At 71.1% G+C, this 18,774-nt stretch carries 16 protein-coding genes; 6 read left to right on the top strand and 10 right to left on the bottom strand.

Annotated features, from left to right (window positions below; genetic code table 11):
* Both LWF15_RS24455 and LWF15_RS24460 read left to right on the top strand, forming a co-directional pair.
* The coding region (locus tag LWF15_RS24455) for a GGDEF domain-containing protein (protein ID WP_232813259.1) at positions 1–1,219 on the top strand (1,219 nt) is incomplete at its 5' end.
* A gap of 95 nt (positions 1,220–1,314) precedes the next feature.
* Positions 1,315–2,331, top strand: coding sequence for a hypothetical protein (locus tag LWF15_RS24460; RefSeq protein ID WP_232813260.1), 1,017 nt, complete (start codon positions 1,315–1,317; stop codon positions 2,329–2,331).
* Positions 2,332–2,339: 8 nt separating this feature from the next.
* On the opposite strand, the gene LWF15_RS24465 is transcribed toward LWF15_RS24460, so the two are convergent.
* Positions 2,340–2,813: a hypothetical protein gene (locus LWF15_RS24465; protein WP_232813261.1), complete on the bottom strand. Its 474-nt coding sequence runs from the start codon at positions 2,811–2,813 to the stop codon at positions 2,340–2,342.
* Between the two features lie 84 nt (positions 2,814–2,897).
* Positions 2,898–3,740: an endonuclease/exonuclease/phosphatase family protein gene (locus tag LWF15_RS24470; protein ID WP_232813262.1), complete on the bottom strand. Its 843-nt coding sequence runs from the start codon at positions 3,738–3,740 to the stop codon at positions 2,898–2,900.
* Positions 3,741–3,814: 74 nt separating this feature from the next.
* On the opposite strand from LWF15_RS24470, the gene LWF15_RS24475 reads away from it, so the two are divergent.
* The 3 genes from LWF15_RS24475 to LWF15_RS24485 are packed head-to-tail and all read left to right on the top strand — an operon-like array spanning position 3,815 to position 8,139.
* Positions 3,815–5,176 (top strand): glycosyltransferase family 9 protein, encoded by a 1,362-nt coding sequence (locus LWF15_RS24475; protein ID WP_232813263.1) that lies wholly within the window; start codon positions 3,815–3,817, stop codon positions 5,174–5,176.
* On the top strand, positions 5,173–6,318 hold the full coding sequence (locus LWF15_RS24480) for a phosphotransferase family protein (RefSeq protein WP_232813264.1): 1,146 nt from the start codon (positions 5,173–5,175) through the stop codon (positions 6,316–6,318). The genes LWF15_RS24475 and LWF15_RS24480 overlap by 4 nt, the downstream gene beginning before the upstream one ends.
* A 30-nt stretch (positions 6,319–6,348) precedes the next feature.
* On the top strand, positions 6,349–8,139 hold the full coding sequence (locus LWF15_RS24485; protein ID WP_232813265.1) for a CocE/NonD family hydrolase: 1,791 nt from the start codon (positions 6,349–6,351) through the stop codon (positions 8,137–8,139).
* A 14-nt stretch (positions 8,140–8,153) separates the two neighbouring features.
* On the opposite strand, the gene LWF15_RS24490 is transcribed toward LWF15_RS24485, so the two are convergent.
* From LWF15_RS24490 to tkt, 8 genes are all read right to left on the bottom strand, one after another.
* A complete protein-coding gene (locus tag LWF15_RS24490) occupies positions 8,154–8,420 on the bottom strand; it encodes a type II toxin-antitoxin system RelE family toxin (RefSeq protein ID WP_232813266.1) in 267 nt (88 codons plus the stop codon).
* Entirely contained in the window at positions 8,417–8,767 is a 351-nt protein-coding gene (locus LWF15_RS24495; RefSeq protein ID WP_232813267.1) for a type II toxin-antitoxin system Phd/YefM family antitoxin, read from the bottom strand. The genes LWF15_RS24490 and LWF15_RS24495 overlap by 4 nt, the downstream gene beginning before the upstream one ends.
* 123 nt (positions 8,768–8,890) lie before the next feature.
* Entirely contained in the window at positions 8,891–9,628 is a 738-nt protein-coding gene (gene pgl / locus LWF15_RS24500; protein WP_232813268.1) for a 6-phosphogluconolactonase, read from the bottom strand.
* Complete coding sequence (locus tag LWF15_RS24505; protein ID WP_232813269.1) at positions 9,625–10,554, bottom strand: glucose-6-phosphate dehydrogenase assembly protein OpcA; 930 nt, start codon at positions 10,552–10,554, stop codon at positions 9,625–9,627. Before LWF15_RS24505 ends, pgl begins: the two co-directional genes overlap by 4 nt.
* On the bottom strand, positions 10,551–12,095 hold the full coding sequence (zwf, locus tag LWF15_RS24510; protein ID WP_285626818.1) for a glucose-6-phosphate dehydrogenase: 1,545 nt from the start codon (positions 12,093–12,095) through the stop codon (positions 10,551–10,553). The genes LWF15_RS24505 and zwf overlap by 4 nt, the downstream gene beginning before the upstream one ends.
* Before the next feature lie 211 nt (positions 12,096–12,306).
* A complete protein-coding gene (locus tag LWF15_RS24515) occupies positions 12,307–13,986 on the bottom strand; it encodes a hypothetical protein (RefSeq protein WP_232813270.1) in 1,680 nt (559 codons plus the stop codon).
* Positions 13,983–15,098, bottom strand: coding sequence for a transaldolase (gene tal, locus LWF15_RS24520; RefSeq protein WP_232813271.1), 1,116 nt, complete (start codon positions 15,096–15,098; stop codon positions 13,983–13,985). Before tal ends, LWF15_RS24515 begins: the two co-directional genes overlap by 4 nt.
* A gap of 129 nt (positions 15,099–15,227) precedes the next feature.
* Positions 15,228–17,336 carry a transketolase gene (gene tkt, locus LWF15_RS24525; RefSeq protein ID WP_408623960.1) on the bottom strand — a complete coding sequence of 703 codons (2,109 nt, stop codon included), beginning with the start codon at positions 17,334–17,336 and terminating at the stop codon, positions 15,228–15,230.
* 356 nt (positions 17,337–17,692) lie between these two features.
* Here tkt and LWF15_RS24530 point away from each other — a divergent pair, with 356 nt between their 5' ends.
* A complete protein-coding gene (locus LWF15_RS24530) occupies positions 17,693–18,721 on the top strand; it encodes a heme o synthase (protein WP_408623926.1) in 1,029 nt (342 codons plus the stop codon).
* Positions 18,722–18,774 lie beyond the last annotated feature (53 nt).

Consider the following 18,774-nt stretch of genomic DNA (forward strand, 5'->3'; position numbering starts at 1 on the left):
CGGGGGGGGGGGGGGGGGGGGCGGGGGGGGCGACCCGCCCCGGATCCTGGGCCGGCCGATCGAGCTCGACGCCCTGGCCAAGGACGGCCGGCTGATCCCGGTCGAGCTGACCATCTGGCGCGCCGACGGGCAGTACGGCACCGGGGTGGAGGCCGGCGGAGGCGAGTTCTACGCCTTCATCCGGGACACCACCGAACGCGCTCGCGCCGCCCGTCAGGCGGCCGCGATCGCCGCGGCCCAGCTGGCCATCGCCGACGTGGAGCTTTCGCCGCAGAAGGTGATGCAGGAGATCTGTGCCCGCGCCCAGGCCCTGACCGGCGCCGAGGCGGCCTGTGTCCAGACCGTCGACGGCGACGACCTGGTGTACCGGGTCGGCAGCGGGGCCGCCCGGGAGCACGAGGGGCTGCGCCTGCCGATCGCCCTGAGCCTGTCCGGCCTGGCCTTCACCACCAGCCAGGCGCTGCTGAGCACCGACACCCACACCGATCCCCGGGCGCACGCCGACACGGTGCTGCGCACCGGCGCCCGCTCGGTGGTGGCGGTCCCGCTGCAGCGCGGGGGTGAGGTGCACGGGGTGGTGAACGTGTACAGCCGCCGTCCGCACGCCTTCGGCGAGCCCGACTGCGTCACCCTCAACCTGCTGGCCGCCCCGTTCGGGGCGGCCCTGGCCAACGCCTGGCACCTGGAGACGACCACCAGCCAGGCCGCCACCGACGTGGTCACCGGTCTGTGGAACCGCGCGTACGCCCTGCGGCAGGTCGATGCCGCCCTGCTGCGCCACGGTCACCGCGCCGAGGGCTACGTGGCCGCCGTGTTCATCGACCTCGACCGCTTCAAACCGGTCAACGACACCCACGGCCACGACGCCGGTGACCAGGTCCTGCGCGATGTGGGCGAGCGCCTGCGGCTGGCGGTGCGCCGCACCGACCTGTGCGCCCGCTACGGCGGGGACGAGTTCCTGGTGCTCTGCCCGAGCCTGCCCGAGGTGAACGACGTGCGTGCCCTGGCCGAGCGTCTGATCGAGCTGGTGGCCGGTGTCTACCACCTGGACAACGGGGCGGACGTGACGATCGGAGCCAGCCTGGGCATCGCCGTGGCCGGCGTGCACACCACCTCGGCCACCCTGCTGCAGGCCGCCGACGAGGCCATGTACGAGGCCAAGCGCACAGGCGGGAACGCCCACGTGATCCGGGTCCTGGACGCGGCCGGCCCGGTTTGAGGACGTCGGTGGGCACCTTCGCCGGGACGCGCACGTTGGTTCGGAGGGACGTGCAGAGAGAGACTGTCCGAGAGAACTGTGGAGAGGGAGGACCGATGCCGGTGCGAGGGACGAGGCTCGCCGGGCGTCTCCTGGAGGGCGCGGTCGACCACCTGCACGAGCGGGCCCCCGACGTGTCCGAGCGGGTCTACCGCACCGTGGCCGGGCCCCTGCTGCTGGCCGATCCGGACGCCGCCGCCCGGGCGGCCGAGAACCGGCTGGACGGTACCCGCCAGAGGGTCACCGAGATGGCGGCCAAGGGCTCGCTGCCCGCCGCCGGGGTGCGGCGGGTGCGGCGCGACCTGGCCCGCACCCGGGCCGACGTCGAGTGCATCGCGCCCCGGCTGCCGGTCGTGCAGGCCCGGCACCTGACCCAGCGCTCAGGCGCCTACACCGACGTGCTGCAGAAGCTCTCGGACCGCTCGCAGCGCTCCGACCCCGCCTGGAACGTCTTCGTCCTGGTCGGGGCCCTGAGCGCCTGGATCGGCCTGCTCCTGTGGCTGACCAGCCCGGTGGTCGCCGGCCTGGTCGGCCTGGCCGGAGGGCTGAGCACGGCCGTGGTGCTCACCGGCGCCCACGCCCGCAAGGTGGGCCGGGAGCGGATCGGCGCGATCGCCCAGGCCCTGGCCCAGGCCGACGCCGGGGTGGCCCCGCTGCCGGTCGCCCGGCTCGACCGCGACCACCGGGCGCTGTCCGCGCGGGCCCGCACCTCCGGGCGGCTCGACGCGCGAGGGCTGGCCGCCCTCGGGTCGATCGACGCGCACCTGGACGATCTGCTGGTGCGGCTGATGGAGGGCGAACTGCAGGGCGAGGGCCTGCACCTGGTGCAGGCCACCGTCGAGCGCTACCTGCCGGACACCCTCGAGCCGTTCCTGGCCCTGCCCGACGGGCAGACCCTGGTGCGGGAGCGCCCGGCCGCCCAGGAGGTGGCCGACCAGCTCCAGACGATCGAGGCCGGGCTGGCCGAGCTCGTGCGGCGCCCGAAACGCAACACCCACGAGCAGCAGCTGCTGCTGCAGGGCGAGTTCCTGCGCTCGAAGTTCGGTTCCGAGCAGGGTCAGCAGCAGGAGTAGCCGGCAGGTCAGATCTTGAGGGCGTGCAGTTCGGCCACGGCCCGGGCCACCTCACCGCTGTGGTCGCCGCAGATCCGGATCTCGACCAGACCGCTGGCCGAGCCCGGCTCGGGCACCATCAGCAGCAGTTCCTCCCGGGCCCGCACCGGGTCGTGCTGCATCCGGTCCTCCAGGCCGCCGATCGGGCCGGTCAGGTGGGCGGCCGAGGCCACGATCACCCGGTGTCGGGGGAAGACCCGCAGCAGCCGGGAGGTGTCGTGCACGTCGGGCTGCACCACCAGGCGGTGCGGGAACGAGATGATCGCCAGGTCGTGTCGTTCCGGGCAGGCGTAGACCGCCGCGTGGTCGGCCCCGCGGCCGGTGCCCTGGCTGGTCCCGACCAGCAGGCACTGCCAGTTCTCGGCCCCGGTGAGCTGCTGCAGGGCCTGCAGGGAGTCCCGCAGGATCAGGTCCAGGCTCTTACGGGCGGATTCGTTCGGCATCAGTGGTCCTCGGGGCGGCAGCGGGCATCTGCTGCCTATGTCGGCCGGAGGCCCGCGGACATGTAGACATCGGCCCGGCGTGATTCAGGCCTGGGCGAGCCGCAGGTCGTTCTCCACCGCGGGATCGAGGAGATTCAGGGTGGCGATCAGGGCCGGCCGGGTGGAGAGCCGCTCCGCGCAGACCGTCTCGTCGTAGTGGCAGCCCTCGGCCGCCCCGGGCCGGAACCCGCTCATCCAGATCTGCCCGGCCCGGTGTTCGCGCGGCTGGTCGACGCCGAACCAGCGTGGAGCCGGATCAACCTGCCGGGGATGCACGGCCCGGTAGACGTCGGTCAGGCCCATCCGGCCCCACGACCAGTAGAAGTCGCACTCCCACGGGGCCAGTTCGGCGCAGCGGGGATCCTCGCCGGGCTCGACCAGGAACAGGTCACCGGCCACGATCAGCGGTCGCTCACCGGCGGCGGCCAGCACCCGGGGCAGCCAGACGCGGCCGGCGTGCCGGAAGTCGCGCTTGTCGCGCAGGCGCCGGGAACGCCCGCCCCGCCCCGGCACGTGCACCCCGGCCAGGACCAGATCGGTTTCGGCCGAGGACGATTCGAGGCGGGTGGCGAGGCAGCGGTGCGGTTGCTCGCGGGGCGGGGGGACGTCGAGCCGGGACGGACGGTGGTGACGGGCCGCCACCACCACGTGCTCGTCACGGTCGGACGCCGACGCGGCCGAGAGGGGGGAGGCCAGGACGTGCAGGCCCTCCTCGGTCAGGGCCTGGAGCAGTTCCCCGTCGGGTGCGTCCACCCCGGTGAGCACCATCAGGTCGTACGGCGACGCGGCCAGCCACTCGGCCTGCCGACGGGCGTGCTTCTGCCGGGCTCCCTCGACGTTCCAGGTGAGCAGGCGCACCGGAGCCCCGGATGCGGATGTGTCGGCCAATCTCGTCCCCCTTCGCAGCAGCGACCCACGAGCGAATTGGCATTTCCCCAAACACTAGCGCTATAACCGTGGCCATGCCGGAAAATCCTGAATCGCTCAGCGTGGCGGCCCTGACCGCCGGGGTGCCAGGCCCTCGGGTGCTGTGGCTGCACGACACCGACCGCTGGTACCTGGGCGACTTCCTGCGCCACGCGGCCTGGCTGGGCTGGCTCGGCGCCCACCTTCCCGGCGCCTCGATGGACCTGGCCAGTCATCCGGCCTACCTGCCGCTCTACCGGGACGACCGGTTCGACGCCCACCTCGATGTGGGTGACCTCGACCCGGCCGCGCTGCAGGGGTACGACCTGGTGGTGGTGCCGTCGTCGTTCCCGCCGGCCGACCGGCCCGATCCCGGGGTGCGGCGGCTGCTGCACACCTGGGACACGGGATGGGCCCTCCACGCCCGGGGCCGCCGCATCGCGGGCGGGACCAAGAATGTCCTCAACTACTTCCGGGCCGCCCACCCCCACGCGCTCGTCGCGCCGGAGAAGGGCGGCGAGTGGGACTGTGAAGGAACCCCTTTCCGGTTCACCCGTCAGGAGCGTCTGCGGGCCGCCGCGGTGCTGTCCGAGCTGGTGCCCGGCGACCGGCCGGTCCTGATCTACAACCCCAGCGCCTCCAACCCCTTCACCCGGCAGACCGACGTCCTCAAGGAGGTCGAGAACTGCCTCGGGCCGCGCCAGCACGCCGCCGTGCTGCGTCAGATCGTCCAGGCGCTGCCCGGTCACGACGTCCTGGTGGCAGCGCCGGTCAAGCCGGGCGACCAGGCCAACGCCGAGAACCTGCTGGCGGTGGCCGCGGCCACGCCGGGGGTGCACTGCCTCCTCGACCTGCCGCAGCTGCCCGAGGGCGGCCGGTGGCAGGAGTCCGACCCCACCACCCTGCGCGGGTTCGCGGCCCTGATGGCCGGATCCCGGATCTGCGGAAGCGTGGGGGTCGGAACCGGTTCCAACGCACATCTGGCCGCCTTGACCGGCACCTGGAGCCTGTCGTTCGAGCGGGCCGCCGACGAGGCGATCCTGGACAACTGGTCGCGACCGGAGACCTTCCAGATGGGCTCGTTCCGCTGGCGCAACCCCTCACCGCTGACCGCGATCCACCTGATGCGCTGGGACCGGCTGGGCGAGGCCGAGTTCGCCCGGGCCGCGCAGGCCGCCCTCACCCACCACCAGGCCTGGCACCTGTCCCGGGACCAGGCCTTCTCGGCGCTCGACCTGACCCCCTCGGCCTGGCTCCACCACACCGACTTCCGCGACGAGATGGCCTACCTACGGCACCTTTCGGCCAGCCGCGGGACCGACGGTGAACACCTGGTGCGCCAGCTGTACCGCGACTCCAACCTGCACAAGCTGGCCCGCCGCACCCAGGTGCTCACCGGCCGGGCCGGTGTGGCGTGAGCGCGGAGGTGGTGCGGCGCAGCCTGGCCGAACTGGGGCTGCGGCCGCGCGGCACCGGAGAGTTCTTGCCGGCCGGGCCGGGGCACCGTCGTCGCACTCTCCACCACGCGCCGGTGACCGATGCGAGCAACGAGCCCGCCGACGTCGTCCTCAAATACGTGCTGTCCCCGACCCCGGCCGAGGAGCAGAACCTGGCCTGGGAGCACCAGGCCACCGTGGCTATGCACGCCATCGCGGTCGAGTACTACGAAAGCGGGCGGATCCCTTACATTCCCGTTCCCGAACCACTGGCCGCGCAGCCGCTGCGTCTGCAGATGGACAACGGCAGCAGCGCAATGGTCGCGGTGCGCAGGTTCGTCCACACCGGGCCCCAGCCCTTCACTACGCGCTCGCTGGGCCGGCTCATCGCCGTCCTGCATCAGCTCGGAACCGACGAAAAAGCGCTTGGAATGCTCACTCTGCGTCCGGCCAATGTTCTGGGCGGAATCGAGGCGGGGTGGTTCGCCCGAACTCTCTCCGCGCCGGGCCATCCGTTCCGCGACCGGCCCGACGTGGTGAGAAAGCTCCTGCGGGAGTTGCCCAACCGGATGAATCGCGCGCTCGAGGCCGACCCCCGCCCACTGCTGATCCATCGTGATCTGCACCCACTGAACTGTGTGGCCGGAACCGGGGGAGTGCTCGCCCTCGACTGGGCCGAGGCCGGATGGGGCACCCGCAGCGACGACTTCGCCTGGCTGCACCTGGCCGTGACCCGCTACGGCGCACCGCCGCGGGTGCTGAACCAGGCTCTGGCCGGCTACCAGGAGATCGATCCCGGTGCTGTGCCCGGCCTCGACCAGGTACGGGCGGCGGGAGAGGTCAAAGAGCTGGTCTGTCTGGCCTTCTCGCTGGCGAATGCCGGTCTCGGCCCGGACCACCGGGCCCAGGCCGAGCGCGAGCTGGCCGTTCTCGAGGATCCCGGGGCCGAGCCCCCGGGCTGGCAGGCGCTGTTCAATCCGGCGATCTTCTCCCACCCGTTGTTCCGGCCGGTCCGGCTGCCCTCGGTGATCTCCCTGCGCGAGCCGTCCGCAATCCCGGCCGAACAAGGCGGGAACGAACATATTGCCCAAAACGGACCCGGTGAGGTTATGGTGCACCCGTGACACCCTGACGGTCATGGCTCGGGAGGTTCGATGGACATCCGCAGAGGCGCAGCCACCGTGGTCGCGGCGACGCTGCTCAGCGTCGCGACCCTGACCGGCGCCCAGCCGGCCCGGGCGGCCGAGACTCCCGAGGGCGTCACGCACGCCGAGAACCCGCGGGTGCCGGAGGGCGCGGTGTGGACGGAGGAGTACTTCCCGTCCGCCGACCGCAGCGGCGTCGAGCTGCACGCCGACGTGCTGCGACCCGCGCATCTGCCCGCCCACGCCAGAACGCCGGTGATCCTGGCGGTCGGGCCCTACTTCAGCCATGCCGGTCAGTCCGGCCCCGAGAACTGGGCCCAGACCGGCCCGTCCAACCGTTTCGAGGACTTCACCACCGGCACCGGTCTTTTCGCCCGGGGCTACACCTACGTCATGGTCGACCTGCGCGGTTTCGGTGGCAGCACCGGCTGCCTGGACTGGATGGGCAAGGGCGAGCAGGCCGATGTGAAGGCCGCGGTGCGGTGGGCGGCCGGGCAGCCCTGGTCCACCGGCAAGGTGGGTATGTACGGCAAGTCGTACGACGCGGTGACCGGTCTGGCCGGCAACAACCTGCGGCTGCCCGCGCTGAGGGCGGTGGTGGCCCAGGAGCCGTTGTGGAACATGTACCCCTACCTGTTCAGCAACGGGGTGCCCCGGCCCAACGTCACCGGCACCCCCAACGCCTACAACGGAATCGCCACGATGGCGCCGCTTCCCGACGACAGTGCGCGCTACCAGGCCAACGCGGCCTACGAGAAGAGCCACCCCGAGTGCCTGTCCGACAACATCACCAACAACAACGAGCCCGATCCGGACTCGAAGTACTGGCGTGAGCGCAATCTCGCGGTCCAGGCCGCGGGCTCGAGCACCCCGCTGTTCGTCACCCAGGGGTTCATCGAGAACAACACCAAACCCGAGCAGATGGAGCAGTACCTGGACAACCACCGCGGCGTCGAGCGAGGCTGGCTGGGGCAGTGGGAACATGTGCGGGGCAACGAGACGAACCAGCAGGGCCAACTGCTGATGGGCCGGGCCGGCTTCTTCGACGAGGTCATGCGCTTCTACGACCAGTACCTCAGGGGCGACCGGCCGCAGGTGAAAGACCCCGCCTACGCCGTCGAGGACAACACCGGCGCCTGGCGTGCACAGGCCACCTGGCCCACGCCCACGGCCACGGTGAAGGCAGACCTGGCCAACGGCGAGTACCTCGACGACGGTGCCAACACCAACCCGGCCGCCCGCTCCGCCCCTGCTCCTGAGCAGTGGGACATGGAACACGCCGCCGATCCGGCCCCCACCACCGACGAGGGCGCAAAGTTGAAGGCCGAGGCGGTGAATCGCTTCTTCACCTGGTCGAAGCCGGTTCCGGCCCGGGTGCGGGTCACCGCCACCCCGCAGATCACCCTGCGCGCCGGCGCCACCGGCAACGTGCTGGTGCAGCTGTGGGACGTGGCTCCCGACGGCACCGCGGTGATGTTCGACGAGAACGTGGCCCTGATCGAGAAGGCCGGCAAGGTCTCGTTCGACCTGAAGTCCACCGACCGGACCCTCGAGGCCGGCCACCAGCTCGGCGTCCAGATCGGCACGATCGGCAGCGGCAACTGGCGAGACACCCCAAGCGGCAACACGATTCAGGTGTCCAAGGCCCGCCTGACCCTGGCCCTGCAGAACCCCGCGGCCGACCGGCCCACCCAGGGCGACCGCTCACCGTTCCTCGACACCTACCTCAAGCAGTACACCCGCAAGCTCACCGGCGTCGGCCCGGGCACTTTCTCGCTGGGCCTGCGCGGTCGGGGCTGAGCCTGAAAGTGCTGTCAGCTCGAGCGGTAGGCGTCGCGACGGTGCCGAATGCGCACCACCTGAACCTCGACGACCGCTTCGGCGATCCGGTAGATGACGCGGAAAGAGCCTCGGCGAGCCGAGCGCAGGCCGTGTAGGTCGTTGACCAGCGGTTTGCCGACGCGTTGGGGATTCTGGGTCAGAGGGCCTTCGATGAACTCGAGAACCGCGGGCAGGACCTTGTCCGGAAGCTTGGCCAGGTCCCGCTGAGCCGACGCGGCCAGGATGACCCGATAGGTCACAGGCCGAGCTCTCTGCGCACCTCGGCGATGGTACGGGTGTCGCCGGCCTCGATGTCGGCAAGCCCTTCCCGGATGGCGGCCACCTCGTCGGGGTCGCTCAAGATCTCGAGAGTCTCTTCCAGGGCTTCCAGGTCGTCGATCGACATCAGAACAGCGTCCACCTCGCCGTTGCGGGTGATCCGGTACCGGGCGTGGGTCGCCTTGACGTTGTCCAGGAGTTCGCGGAAGTTGGCGCGAGCCTGCGCCATGGACACCTGGACATCGTCGATCTCGCCGGCCATGTACATGAGCATGTACATCTCCTTCTCGGTGGTCAAGGCCCGTTCGGGGGAGGTGGTCCAGGCCAAGACTACAACGGAAAAGCCGATGCGGATCCGGATAATCGGATGAAGAGCAAGAATGCCGACCAAACGAAAGGACGTCGGTGGGCACCCAAGGTGCTCACCGACGTCCTCAGTTCGCAACGGCTCCTACAGCTTTGAAGCCGCAGCCTGGTCGAGCAGCCACAGCGTGCGCTCGGTGCCGCGCACGGCTCCGGCGGGCAGGTCGACCTCGCCCAGGGCGCCGGCGACGGCCTCCGCCTTCCCCTCGCCTCCGGCGAGCAACCACACCTGACGCGCAGCCGAAATGGCCCCCAGGGTGAGCGAAATGCGCACCGGCGGCGGCTTCGGCGACTCGCGCACCGCGATGGCCGTACCCGACGTCACCGCGTACCCCGGGTGCCCGGGGAACAGGGAGGCGACGTGACCGTCCGGACCGACGCCGAGCATCAGCACGTCGAAGGCCGGGACCACTTCATCGCCAGGCGCGGCCTCGGCCAGCTCAGCGGCGTACGCGGCCGCCGCAGCGTCCACGTCATCGCCGAACGAGCCGTCCGACGGGGCCATCACGTGGACCCGCTCGGGCTCCAGAGGCAGCGCGTCGAGCAGGTACTCGCGGGCCTGCGTCTCGTTGCGCTCCGGGTCGCCGGCGGGCAGGAAACGCTCGTCTCCCCACCACAGGTCCACCCGGCTCCAGTCGACCGCGTCGCGGGCGGGGGAGGCGGCGACGGCCTTCAGCAGGGCACCGCCGTTCGACCCGCCGGGGAGCACGACGTGAGCCTGGCCACGGGCGGCCTGGGCATCCACCACGACGGTGATCAGCCGGGCGGCCGCGGCGGCGGCCAGCTGCTGACCGTCGGCCAGGACGATCTTCTCGGGGGTGCTCATGCGCCGACCACCGCCCCGACCTTGGGCAGGCCCTTGGTCAGGACGTCGGAGAACAGTTCGTCGGGGTCCAGCCGCCGCAGCTCCTCGGTCAGCGCGTCCACGTCGGTACGCCGGTGCAGCGCCACCCGCCGCACGGGCTGACCCGGCTGCGTCATCGTCGCCACCGTGCCGTCCTCCCGCACGATCGAGACCTCGCCCGAGGCCCGGACCAGGTGCACGCCGACCATGCCGGTGCCGGGCTCGGTGTGCTCCACCCGCACCGGGCAGTCCAGCGCGAAGGCCAGCCAGGCGGCCATCAGCTCGACGCTCGGCTTGTCCGACGCGCCGCGCACCACGGCCTCGGTGACCTCCTCGAACGGAGGCTGGTCGAGGGCGGCCGCCAGGAGCGCGCGCCAGCGGGTCAGCCGGCTCCAGGACAGGTCGGTGGTGCCGGGGGCGACCACCTTGGACAGCTGCTGCAGCGCCGCGGCGGGGTCGGCGGCCTTGGCCGTGTCCACGATCCGGCGGGTGGCCATCGTGCCGATCCGCTCGCTCGTCGGGTCGGCCGGGGGCTCGCCGGCCCACCAGACCACGACCGGCGCGTCCGGCAGCAGCAGCGGCGTGACCAGCGCGGAACCGTGCTCGGCGAGCTCACCGAACAGGCGCAGCACGATCACCTCGCTGGCCCCGGCGTCACCGCCGACCCGGATCTGCGAGTCCAGCCGCGACTCGCCCTCGGTCGAGCCGCGGACGATCACCAGGACCCGGGAGGGGTGCTCGCGGCTGGCGTCGTTGGCGGTGCCGATCGCGTCGTTCGCGCCGGCCTCGTCGGTGACCAGGATCAGCGTGAGCACCCGGCCGAGGGCGACCGCGCCGCTCTCGCCGCGCGCCTCGACCAGCCGCTTGCTGACCTCGTTGGTGGTGGTGTTGGGCAGATCGACGATCACGGGACCCTCCAGCTACGTCCGTCGCGCGCGAGCATGTCGTGGGCCGAGGTCGGGCCCCACTGGCCGGGGTAGTACGCCTCCGGCTGCTTGGCGCTGCTCTCCCAGTGCTTGGTGAACGGGTCGAGGATCTTCCAGGAGAGCTCGACCTCCTCGTGCCGCGGGAACAGCGGCGGGTCGCCGAGCAGGACGTCGAGGATCAGCCGCTCGTAGGCCTCGGGGGAGGACTCGGTGAACGACTCGCCGTAGCTGAAGTCCATGTTCACGTCGCGCACCTCCATCGCCGTCCCGGGCACCTTGGAACCGAAGCGGATGGTCACGCCCTCGTCCGGCTGGACCCGGATGACGATGGCGTTCTGACCCAGCTCACCGGTGGCGGTGTTGTCGAAGGGCAGGAACGGCGCCCGCTTGAACACCACCGCGATCTCGGTGACGCGGCGGCCCAGGCGCTTGCCGGCCCGCAGGTAGAACGGCACCCCGGCCCAGCGGCGGGTGTCGATGTCCAGGCGCAGCGCGGCGAAGGTCTCGGTGATCGAGTCCGGTGCGATGCCGTCCTCCTCGAGGAACCCGGCCACCGCCTCGTTGCCCTGGTAGCCGGCCGAGTACTGGCCGCGGGCGGCCGCGGTGTCCAGGTCGGCGGGCACCCGCACGGCCGAGAGCACCTTCTCCTTCTCGGCCCGCAGGTCCTTGGCGTCGAAGGAGATCGGCTCCTCCATCGCGGTCAGCGCGAGCAGCTGGAGCAGGTGGTTCTGGATCACGTCGCGGGCCGCGCCGATGCCGTCGTAGTAGCCGGCCCGGCCGCCGATGCCGATGTCCTCGGCCATGGTGATCTGCACGTGGTCGACGTAGTGGGAGTTCCAGATCGGCTCCCACAGCTGGTTGGCGAAGCGCAGCGCCAGCAGGTTCTGCACCGTCTCCTTGCCCAGGTAGTGGTCGATCCGGAAGACCGAGTCGGCCGGGAACACCGACTCCACCACCTGGTTCAGCTCCCGCGCGGACTGCAGGTCGTGGCCGAACGGCTTCTCGATCACCACGCGGCGCCAGGAGTCACCGTCCTGCTCCGACAGTCCGGCCCGCGCGAGCTGCTTGGTCACCACCGGGAACGCGCTCGGCGGGATCGACAGGTAGAAGGCGTGGTTGCCGGCCGTGCCGCGGCTGGAGTCGAGCTCGCGCAACACCTCGGCGAGCCGGTCGAACGCGGCGTCGTCGTCGAAGTTGCCGGTGACGAAGCGCAGGCCCTCGGCCAGCTGGTCCCACACCTCGGTGCGGAACGGCGTACGCGCGTAGCGGCTGACCGACGAGCGCACCTGCTCGGCGAACTCGGCGTCCGACCACTCCCGGCGGCCGTAGCCGACCAGGGAGAAGCCCGGCGGCAGCAGGCCGCGGTTGGCCAGGTCATAGATGGCCGGCATCAGCTTCTTGCGGGCCAGGTCGCCGGTGACCCCGAACATCACCAGGCTGGAGGGCCCGGCGATCCTGGGGAGCCTGCGGTCACGGTCGTCGCGCAGCGGGTTCTCGCTGGCAGTCACCCGGGTCGGGCTCACCGATCTTCCTCTCAGAGCTTCCAAAAAATGTTTGAGGACGTCCGTGGGCCTGTTTGCTGCCCGTCCGGCCGGTGGTGGTTGGTCACCGGACCGGGCCCTCTAGATCAGGCAATTCCAGCAGAGCCGGCGGCATTCCCGTCAAGTGCACGCGAAGGGTGGGCCTGCTCGTCAGATGAACGGCAGACCCACCCTCCGTCGGGTTGGTGCGGTACTACCGGCTGAGCACCTGGATCAGCTTGGCCAGGCCGGCCTCACGGTCGGCCAGGTGCAGGCGCAGCACCGGGCGGTCGTGCTCGGCCAGCACCGTGGCGTCGCCGGCGGCCTGCGCCGAGATCAGCTGCCCGAAGGTGAACGGCCGGTCCGGGATCTCCAGGTCCTGCGCGCTGTCCGCGGTGATCTGGAGGTAGACCCCGACCGGGGCGCCACCCTTGTGGAACTGCCCGGTCGAGTGCAGGAACCGCGGCCCCCACCCGAAGGTGACGGGGCGGCCCGTGCGCTTGGCCAGCGCGTCCCGCACCCCGGCCAGCTCGCCCTCGGCGAGCCGGTCGAGGTAGGCCATGACGGCCAGGTAGCCGCGGCCCGGCAGTTCGCCGAGCAGCGCGTCCACGGCCGCCTCGACCGTGGTGGCGCCCTTGAGCAGACCGGCGGTGGCGCGGATCTCGATGCCGCCGTCGACCACGTCGGCCGGCACCGGCGCGGGGGTGGCGTCCAGGAGGCCGCGCGCGGCCACCTTCGCGCTCTCCACGTCGGGCTGGTCGAACGGGTTGATCCCGACCAGGCGCCCGGCCACCGCGGTGGCGTACTCCCAGAGCAGGAACTGCGCACCCAGCGGGCCGTCCACGGTGACCGCGGCGGCCACGGAGCCCTCCGCCGCAGCGGCGGTGGCGTCCGAGCCGATCGGCACCAGCCGCACCACGACGGTGTCGTCGCCGGGGGCGGTGACGTCCGGGGCGGTGGGGGAGGCGACGACCGGCAGCAGGCCGGTGCCCTCCTTACCGGTCGACTCGGCGATCAGCTGCTCGGCCCAGTCGCCGAAACCGTCGATCCCCGAGCCGTGGTCGGCAAAGATGATCTTGTCGCGGAAGCCTCCGCCGGGGGCGGGGGAGCCACCGATCGCCGCGCCGAGCACCAGGGCCGGGTTGGCCTCGGTGTCCTCGGCCAGCTGGTCGGCCACGCCGGCCGCCTCGTCGAGCAGGGCGCCGATGTCGGCCCCGGCCAGACCCGAGGGCACCAGACCGAACGCGGTCAGCGCCGAGTAGCGCCCACCGATCGTCGGGTCGGCCTGGAAGATCGCCCGGTAACCGGCCTCCTGGGAGGCCTTCTCCAGCGGCGAGCCCGGGTCGGTGACGACCACGATGCGGGTCTTCGCGTCGATCCCGGCCGCGGTGAAGGCGGCCTCGAAGACCCGGCGCTGGCTGTCGGTCTCGACCGTGCCGCCGGACTTGCTGGAGACCACGATGACCGTGCGCTCCAGCTCGACCAGGGCCGAGCGGACCTGCGCGGGATCGGTGGTGTCGAGCACCACCAGGTCCACGCCGGCCGTCTTGGTGATCACCTCGGGCGCCAGCGACGAGCCGCCCATGCCGCACAGCACGACCCGGTCGACACCCTCGGCGGCCAGTTCGGCCCGCAGGGTCTCGATCGGCTCGACCAGCGGCCGCGAGGAGTCGGCCAGACCGACCCAGCCCAGTCGCACCGAGGCCTCGGAGACCGCGGCCTCACCCCACAGCGTGGGGTCCTTCTGCGCGATCCGGGAGGCCACCTGGTCGGCGACCAGGGTGGGCAGGTGCTTCTCCAGCGCCTTCAGCGTGTCGGCACCGGCCGGCGTGACGACCACGTCGGCCGCCACGTCGTCGGCCGGCCACACCGATTCGTCAGAGGCCTCGCTCATGCCCGGGCCTTGGCGCGCTCGAGCTCGTCGGTGACGGTGCCGAGCAGCTCGGCCCAGCTCTTCTCGAACTTGTCCAGGCCCTCGACCTCGAGCAGGTTCACCACGTCGTTGTAGTCGACGCCGACGCCGGCCAGGGCGTTCATCGTCTCGGTGGCGGCGGCGTAGGAACCGGTGATCGAGTCACCCTTGATCACGCCGTGGTCGAAGGTGGCCTCGAGGGTGGCGCCCGGCATGGTGTTGACGGTGTCCTTCGCGACCAGCTCGGTCACGTAGAGGGTGTCCGGGAGCTTCGGGTCCTTGACGCCGGTGGAGGCCCACAGCGCGCGCTGCGGGTGGGCGCCGGCCGCGGCCAGCTCGGCCCAGCGGGCGGTCGCGATGGACTCCTCGTAGACCTGGTAGGCGAGCTGCGCGTTGGCGACGCCGGCCTTGCTCTTGAGCGCGAGGGCCTCGTCGGTGCCGATCGCGGTCAGGCGCTTGTCGATCTCGGTGTCCACGCGGGAGACGAAGAACGAGGCGACGGAACGGATCGTGGACAGGTCGATGCCCTTGGCCTTGGCCTGCTCCAGGCCGGCCAGGTAGGCGTCGATGACCGCGCGGTAGCGCTCGAGCGAGAAGATCAGCGTGACGTTGACGCTGATCCCCTCGGCGATCACGGCGGTGATCGCGGGCAGGCCCTCGAGGCTGGCCGGGATCTTGATCATCGCGTTCTTGCGGTCGACGGTCGCCCACAGCTTCTTGGCCGAGTCGATCGTGCCGTCGGTGTCGCGGGCCAGCCGCGGGTCGACCTCGATCGAGACCCGGCCGTCCTGGCCGTCGGTCGCGTCGTACAGCGGCTTGAACACGTCGCACGCGGAACGCACGTCGTCGGTGGTGATCTCGAAGACCGCCAGGTCGACGTCCGCGTTCTTGGCGGCCAGACCGTCCACCTGGGACTGGTAGCGGTCACCCTTGGCCAGGGCGTTGGCGAAGATCGTCGGGTTGGTGGTGACCCCGAGGATGTTGCGCTCGTCGATCAGCTTCTGCAGGTCGCCGCTCTCCAGGAGTTCCCGGGAGAGGTCGTCCAGCCAGACCGAGACGCCGTGGGCGGCAAGGTCCTGTACGGGGTTGGTCATTGAGATGTGCCTCCTGTTGCGGGTGCCGTGCGGCGGCCGCACGGCTCATCGTCGGACCGGGCCGGCCGCCTGTGACAACCTCGGCACAGGCGGCGGACCGGGTGGTGCTGGAACTGCTGGTACCGGCTGTTACTCGGTGCCGCGCAGGCTCTCCTTGGCGGCCTCGTACACCGCGTCCGCGGTCACGCCGTACTCCTTGAAGATGCGCTTGTAGTCGGCGGAGGCGCCGTAGGTCTCGACCGAGACGCTGCGGCCGGCGTCGCCGACGATCTCGCGCCAGCCCAGGGACAGGCCGGCCTCCACCGAGACGCGGGCCTTCACGGTGTGCGGGAAGACGCTGGCCTTGTAGTTGGCGTCCTGCTCGTTGAACCACTCGAAGCAGGGCAACGACACGACCCGGGTCGGGATTCCCTCGGCCTGCAGGCGCTCCCGCGCCTCGACCGCGAGCTGGACCTCGGAACCGGTGCCGACCAGGATCACCTTCGGGTCGCCGCCGTCGGCCTCGGCCAGGACGTAGCCACCCCGGGCCACACCCTCGGCGCCGTTGAAGCCGGGGGCCTCACGGTCGAAGGTGGGCAGGTTCTGGCGCGAGAGGATCAGGCCGACCGGGCCGGAGTTGCGCTCCAGGTTGGTGCGCCACGCCCAGGCCGTCTCGTTGGCGTCGGCCGGGCGCACGATCGACAGGTTCGGGATCGCCCGCAGCGCGGCCAGGTGCTCGACCGGCTGGTGCGTCGGGCCGTCCTCGCCCAGACCGATGGAGTCGTGGGTCCAGACGTAGGTGACCGGGATGTTCATCAGCGACGTGAGCCGGACGGCGCCGCGCATGTAGTCGCTGAACTGCAGGAACGTACCGCCGTAGGGGCGGGTGTTCCCGTGCAGGCGGATCCCGGCCAGGATCGAGCCCATCGCGTGCTCGCGGATACCGAAGTGCAGCGTGCGGCCGTAGGGGTTACCGGTCCACGTGTCGGTCGAGCGGTGCGACGGGACGAACGACGGCTCGCCCTTCATCGTGGTGTTGTTGGACTCGGCCAGGTCGGCCGAGCCGCCCCACAGCTCGGGCAGCACCGGGGCCAGGGCGTCGAGGACGGCGCCGGAGGCCTTACGGGTGGAGACGTCCTTGCCGGCCGGGAAGGTCGGGATGGCCTTCTCCCAGCCCTCGGGCAGCCGGCCCGCGGAGAGGCGCTCGTGCAGGGCGGCCTGCTCGGGGTTCGCGGCCTCCCAGGCCTTGAAGCCCTCCAGCCAGGCGGTCTTCGCCGCGGCGCCGCGGGTGACCGCGCCCCGGACGTGCTCGAAGACCTCGGGCTCGACGTAGAAGTCCTGGTCGGCCGGGAAGCCGAGCAGCTCCTTGGTGGCCTTGATCTCGTCCAGGCCGAGCGCGGAACCGTGCGAGGCACCGGTGCCCTGCTTGGTCGGGGCGGGCCAGGCGATGATCGTGCGCAGCAGGATGATCGACGGCTTGGAGGTCTCGGCCTTGGCCGCCTCGAGCGCGTCGTGCAGGGCCTGCACGTCCTCGACGTACTCGCCGGTGACGGTCCAGTCGACCTTCTGGACGTGCCAGTTGTACGCCTCGTAGCGCTTGGCGACGTCCTCGGTGAAGGCGATGTCGGTGTCGTCCTCGATGGAGATGTGGTTCTGGTCGTAGATCACGACCAGGTTGCCCAGCTCCTGGTGACCGGCGATCGAGGAGGCCTCGGCGGTGACGCCCTCCTGGAGGTCACCGTCGGAGGCGATCACGTAGATGTTGTGGTCGAACGGGCTGGCGCCCGGCGCGGCCTCGGGGTCGAACAGGCCACGCTCACGACGGGCGGCCATCGCCATGCCGACCGCGGAGGCCAGACCCTGGCCCAGCGGGCCGGTGGTGATCTCGACGCCGGCCGTGTGGCCGTACTCCGGGTGACCGGGGGTCAGCGAGCCCCAGGTGCGCAGGGCCTTCAGGTCTTCCAGCTCCAGGCCGTAGCCGGCCAGGAACAGCTGGACGTACTGGGTGATGCTGGAGTGCCCGGCGGACAGGACGAAGCGGTCCCGGCCGACCCAGTTCGGGTCCTGCGGGTCGTGCCGCATGACCTTCTGGTAGAGCATGTAGGCGGCGGGAGCGAGGCTCATGGCCGTACCCGGGTGCCCGTTGCCGACCTTCTGCACCGCGTCCGCGGCGAGCAGGCGCACGGTGTCGACCGCGCGCTTGTCCAGGTCGGTCCACTCGAAGGTGGCGCTAGTTGCCGCGGTGTCTGTCACGACGATCTGGATCCTTCCCTTACATGGTTTTCTCAAGATCGAGCCTAGTCCGCCGTACGGGGTACGTCGGTTCCAGGCGCGCGTGAACTCTGTCAGGCCGACGAGGGCCGCTGATGTCCGGACAGACCAAACGCGGGGTGAGTGCGGTCACGGCCTTCCGGAACACTTCCGGATCCGACTTCGGAACACATCCGGCCCGGCTGAACTGGGACAACGCATGATCCCCGAATCCGCCCAGGTTCAGGGCTGGGGTTACCGCGCGGTTCTGCCGACCTTTGAACAGCGTTACGGGGTGCCGCCGCATTCCGGCCCTGGGGCCCCGCGTAGAGTGACGCCGACCGAACTTGAACATCGAGGGAACTGTGACTGCTGTCGAACCTCGCCCGGCGCCGCCCTCGGGACTGACGGCGCCGCCCAGGCATGTCCCGACCGTGCCCGCGCTGAGGGCCGCCTTCCCGGAACTGGAGGGGGAGAGCGAGCTCTTCCTGGTCCAGGCCCGGCGCTCGCGCAAGCTGCGCCGGACGGTGATGGCGTACATCGCGCTGACCAAGCCCCGGATCATCGAGCTGCTGCTGGTCACCACGGTGCCCGCGATGATGCTGGCCGAGCGCGGCGTGCCCTCGCTCTGGCTGGTCCTGGCCACCCTCTTCGGTGGGTCGCTGGCCGCGGGCAGTGCCAACGCGCTGAACATGTACATCGACCGCGACATCGACGCGGAGATGAAGCGCACGGTCAAGCGCCCGCTGGTGACCGGTGAGGTCAGCCCGCGCGGGGCGCTCACCTTCGGCCTGGCGCTCGGCGCGATCTCCGTGGCCGTGCTGGCCGTGCTGGTCAATCCGCTCTCGGCGGTGCTGGCGCTGGCCGCGATCCTGCTCTACGTGGTCGGCTACACGATGATCCTCAAGCGCCGCACCCCGCAGAACATCGTCTGGGGCGGGGTGGCCGGCTGCCTGCCCACCCTGATCGGCTGGTCGGCCGTCACCAACAGCCTCAGCTGGGCGCCGTTCGTGCTGTTCGGCATCGTGTTCCTCTGGACACCGCCGCACTACTGGCCGCTGTCGATGAAGTACAAGGACGACTACGCCAACGCCGGGGTCCCGATGCTGCCGGTGGTCGCCGACCCGAAGGTCGTGGGCAAGCAGATCGTGGCCTACTCCTGGGCCATGGTGCTCTGGTCGTTCCTGCTGATCCCGGCGGCCGACACCGGCTGGGTGTACCCGGTGGGGGCGGTCCTGTCCGGCGGGTACTTCCTCTACGAGGCCCACCAGCTGAACGGCCGCGCGCAGCGGGAAGAGCGTGAGCTCAAGCCGATGCGCCTGTTCCACGGCTCGATCACCTATCTCACGGTGATCTTCCTCGCAGTCGCGATCGACCCGCTGCTGCGTTTCTGAACCACCGCTCGAAAAGGGGCCCGAGGACGTCCTCAGGCCCCTTTTCGTTTTGT

It is taken from the genome of Kineosporia rhizophila, from assembly GCF_021277265.1.
In the GTDB taxonomy this organism is placed as follows: Bacteria; Actinomycetota; Actinomycetes; order Actinomycetales; family Kineosporiaceae; genus Kineosporia; species Kineosporia rhizophila.